Annotated in this window: 5 protein-coding genes; 2 read left to right on the forward strand and 3 right to left on the reverse strand. The window is 42.2% G+C overall.

Annotated elements, in window-relative coordinates:
- Positions 1-1,055: alpha/beta hydrolase family protein (locus VK541_RS09845; RefSeq protein WP_324369457.1), on the reverse strand; the 1,055-nt coding region annotated here is incomplete at its 3' end.
- A gap of 191 nt (positions 1,056-1,246) precedes the next feature.
- On the opposite strand from VK541_RS09845, the gene VK541_RS09850 reads away from it, so the two are divergent.
- Both VK541_RS09850 and VK541_RS09855 read left to right on the forward strand, forming a co-directional pair.
- Positions 1,247-1,645, forward strand: a complete 399-nt coding sequence (locus VK541_RS09850) for a GNAT family N-acetyltransferase (RefSeq protein ID WP_324369459.1) — start codon at positions 1,247-1,249, stop codon at positions 1,643-1,645.
- 177 nt (positions 1,646-1,822) lie between these two features.
- The gene (locus VK541_RS09855; RefSeq protein WP_324369461.1) at positions 1,823-3,049 is read left to right on the forward strand and encodes a hypothetical protein; all 1,227 of its coding nucleotides are present in this window, start codon (positions 1,823-1,825) and stop codon (positions 3,047-3,049) included.
- 143 nt (positions 3,050-3,192) lie between these two features.
- Here VK541_RS09855 and VK541_RS09860 read toward each other — a convergent pair whose 3' ends face one another.
- The gene (locus tag VK541_RS09860) at positions 3,193-3,894 is read right to left on the reverse strand and encodes a hypothetical protein (protein WP_324369464.1); all 702 of its coding nucleotides are present in this window, start codon (positions 3,892-3,894) and stop codon (positions 3,193-3,195) included.
- A 41-nt stretch (positions 3,895-3,935) separates the two neighbouring features.
- On the reverse strand, positions 3,936-4,328 hold a 393-nt coding region (locus VK541_RS09865; RefSeq protein ID WP_324369465.1), incomplete at its 5' end, for a WYL domain-containing protein.

Consider the following 4,328-nt stretch of genomic DNA (forward strand, 5'->3'; position numbering starts at 1 on the left):
TCTGCAGACTGCTGTTTTTTCCAGACTTCCAAAGCTGGCTCAAAAGCCCGGCCGATGTCATTCATATCCTTGTACTTTTTACTGATGTCAAACATCGTATTAAACAACTCGTCCATGCGCTTCAGTTCGTCATCATTAAAACCAGCTTTAGCAAATCCTGTCCTGCTTTGAGACTTCCAAAGCTCCATCCCTGAAATGCCCACACCTGCCATACTGACAATAAAAGCAATGTCCTTAGACTGATTGGCCGCTAAAGGTGCAATGATACCACCTTCGCTGTGCCCGATTAGTCCGATCCGCTTAGGATCTATTCCTTTCTGATTCTTTAAGAAATCTATGCCGGTCAGCACATCCTTAGCAAAGTCAGCAGAAGTAGCATTTGCGACCTCTCCCGTTGTTTGCCCGATTCCCCGGTCGTCGACCCTAAGCACCGCAATGCCATTCCGGCTCAGGTAATCGGCGAGTACCCAAAACAGTTTATGGCCAAAGATCGTCTCATCCCGGTCCTGCTGCCCAGATCCGGTGATCAAAATCACAGCAGGCACAGCTTTCTCTGTCCTGGGTACGGTCAGCGTAGCACCATATTGTATAGAACGGTCGGCATTTTGATAAGTTACCTGCTCTTCCTTATAAGGAAAAGGAGCTATAGGATTTTGCGGACGTTTACTTTCAGGTTGATTCTCTACTTGCTTTAAAGTAAGCGGCTGAGACGCACCCTGGTTCCAATTGCCGGTCAACTCGGTCCTGGAGGGATTAAAAGCGCCCGAAAATCCTCCCCCAATTACAGCTGAATAGGCCAAAACACTATCTGAAGAAATTTTCAGTGAAGAAACCTTTAAACCGAAAGCACCCTGATCAGGGCTATCAAAGACAGCTACCGATTCTTTGGTGGCACTGTCCCGGCTGATTTTCAGTATAATCCGGATTGCTCCCAGCTTTCCTTCCCAGGTAGTTTTAGACGCCAAACCTTGTGCAACAACCTCAGCAGCTGAGCCGATCAAAAAAAACAGAATAAAGAGAGAACTGTGAATTTTTCGAAGCGTTAATATTTTCATAAAACAAATCTAGTGCTGGCTAAAATAGTATTTTATACCCTATTAAGTATTTTATATTTTTTTTGGGAAATTTATCCCCGAGCGCGCGTTGTGGTCATTAGCTTATTTGACCATATTTGTCTCAATAGTGTATAGTGCATACGGTAATACCGAGTGTCTCCAGGAGTAAAAAGAAATTTAAAAAAATAACCATGAGAATTACCTACAGTTTCGACAAAACACCCGGCATCGATCAGGTCATTGAACTTTATGAAAACGCCGAATTACCCCGGCCGCTTTCTGACAGAGAGAGAATGCAAAAGATGTACGATAATTCCAATCTGATCATAACAGCATGGGACGGAGATCTTTTGGTCGGAGTGTCCCGATCAATTACGGATTGGGCTTGGAGCTGCTATCTGGCTGACCTTGCAGTCAGGAAATCACACCAAAAAGAAGGAATCGGGAGAGCACTGATAAAATTGACCAGGGAAAGAGTGGGCGAGCAGTCCATGGTGCTGCTTTTATCGGTTCCCACAGCCCTGGAGTATTACCCCAAGGTCGGATTTACCAAACAGGAAAGTAGTTTTATATTAAACAGAAAAGAATGAGTACTCATCCATCCTTGTAAAGATTTGCCGGTACATCAAGATTGATTTCATGTGAGTATGAAAAAGAGTAAACGTTAAATTCATAAACTGAATATACCTAGGTTATTTGTTTTTTATTAGCTTTAAGAAACCATTTTAATCATTAAACATGAAATTACTATTGACGCTTATGATGAAATGAAGCTGCCGGTATTTGTTTTATTGACCATTGCGGGGTTTTTTCCTTTTGAAGACAGGTTGCATGCCCAGTCCTACTTTGACGATTTTCTGAAGGACAATGGACTAAGCTTCAAGAAGCCGGCGGGCTATACCCTGAAAGTTTTGGGCAAAGACGAAGAAAACGAATATGATTGCCGATGCTACAAGCCACATGGGGGGCACGACCTGGTTTCCGGCGATTTCTATTTATACAATAATGACAAATCCGTCATTATCATGATACTAAACTATGGCTATCAACAATATGACGGGTGGCCCTATTGGCTTGACGACAACAAAATGTTCTTCGACAATACTGTCACAAAAGCCGATACCAGCAAATACCCGGTCAGGTTTTACAGCAGCATTGAACTGAAACCATTTAATGCAGACGCAGCCTCAGAATTTACCCGCAATTGCAAGATTCCAGGAAACCCGCCAGGTTACCCGGCCAACCGGTTCATAAATATATCAAAAGCCTACCAGAGCAATTTGTTCATCACCTACCTTTTTAAAGACACCGTCAGGAGCAGACAGGACAAGATCATCAGTGAAACCAAAAATATGTTGACCTATACCGTCAATAAAAACCAGACCTTCAGCAAAGCAGACCTGTTAAAAAAATACCGGGCACAGCTCAACCTCAGCAAAGAGATGGACAGCCTGCCCACCCTTTGGAACAGGGGAACTTTCTACAACCGTCTGTTCTATTTTAGCCGTGAGCAATATGCCCTCAGGGTTGGACATACCATCATTAGCATACAATTTCCTGTAAACCACTATTGGCCCTACTACAATAGCAAAACCAGACCACCTTTTTTTGCGAATAACCCGCAAGCCGAAGCATCGCTGTCCGACTCGGAGCAGGAGGAACTCATCAAAGCAAACCAGGACTATAAAAAGTACCAGACACTTGCCCGCGGCGCACCGGTCACCCTGACTAAGGAGCAATTAAAAACCCTGGGCGCAGACGAGGGATACATCTTTGATTTTGAAACCAATGCCAATGACCTTTATAGGGATAAATACCGCAAATGCAAAGTCGTGGTGGCCCATAAGAACAACCTTGGAACCCTGCTGCTCAAATACTATTACCTTTCAAATGGCAATGCGGTCGATCAACTGATCACAAAAACAATGGGCTTTGCAAAATTTAGCGGCGGAGATTTAACCGGAGCGGGCAATACTTGTATATATCCTTTTTAAATATCCATTGGCGAAACAGCACGATCAGCTTAACCGGATATCCGGCCTGCAAAGCTTGTCTTTTTCTCTAATAAAAGAGCGCATAGTCTGTGTTTTTTCACAAAACTAATGATTAAAAGGGTAAAAAGACAAGCAGGAATCCCCTAATAAATAACGAGCACACTACACCTCAAATAACCATTTTCTATTTTTTGAGACCGCTTATTTTCATCAAAAACGTTTAAATTGAACTTAGCTTCCAGTAAATATCCTGAATCACGTTTTTGCAGACTTATGATCTCAAACTTTGACTCTTTTTGATCAGCTTGCGTAACTGAAGCAGGTTTGCCCAAATCCGATTGACTATATGATTTCAAATCACCGCGATCACTTATAACTCTGATTGCAATTCCGGATATAGAATTGTCCCGCCAAAAATCTGTTGAATATTTATACCTTCCCACAGAAAACATATCCGTTTTATTTTTTGGGTAATATAAATATCCTCCGTTATTTTCCTGTGTAGATTCTGTTTCACTATTACTGTACACCTTTATGAATGAAATGATCATAAAAGAACCATTGGCCTTAATGGTGTAGTCCCTTACAAACAAAATGGAGTCTTTATCGCCCTGTAACAAATAGTTGAAGTTAACACCTGAAGTAATCTTAAGGTTTGATTGTGTGGTGAGTGTTGTTCCCTTTTCAATTTTGCCTGATGTATACGCTTTTCCATCAATCGTAAACGATGCTGAATCCTTAAGTATTTCCGAAGGTGCTTGAGGTTCCGATAAAGGCATGTCTTTCTGACACGCAACAAATAAAAATAGAGCGATAGCAAGGCCCGGTAAATTTTTAGATTTCATAGAGATGACGTCATTTATGTGTACACAAAACTATGAAAAAATCACGTCCCAAAGAAACCTTCTTCCAGCGTGTTATAACGCTCCATCGTCTTCTGCAATTGCGCTTTCATTTGCTTCACCAAAATCCTAGGCCCCAATACTCTCATTTTAGCGCCAAAACCCAGCAGCTCCCGCTCCAGTTCAAAATTAAGGATTACCCTTATACTGAATACTTTACCTGTTTCATCTTCCCTCAGCAACTTTTGAGTATGATGTAATGGCTTAGTAATGACATAGGGTGCATTGTCGCTATCTATCCAGAATACAACCTCACAGTCCCGCTGTCCGGGAGATTTAGTAACCCCGATCAGGTCATTATAGTAAGCAGCAAGATCTAGCGTAGTATTTTCCCGGTAAGGCGCCTCATGATCCTCAATAGATTGTATGCGGTCCAG

It is taken from the genome of Pedobacter sp., from assembly GCF_035317785.1.
Lineage (GTDB): Bacteria > Bacteroidota > Bacteroidia > Sphingobacteriales > Sphingobacteriaceae > Pedobacter.

Excerpts from the sequence above, each read along its gene's own strand:
- VK541_RS09850 (WP_324369459.1), top strand. The coding sequence starts at position 1,247 with ATGAGAATTACCTACAGTTTCGACAAAACACCCGGCATCGATCAGGTC.
- VK541_RS09855 (WP_324369461.1), top strand. The coding sequence starts at position 1,823 with ATGAAGCTGCCGGTATTTGTTTTATTGACCATTGCGGGGTTTTTTCCT.
- VK541_RS09860 (WP_324369464.1), bottom strand. The coding sequence starts at position 3,894 with ATGAAATCTAAAAATTTACCGGGCCTTGCTATCGCTCTATTTTTATTT.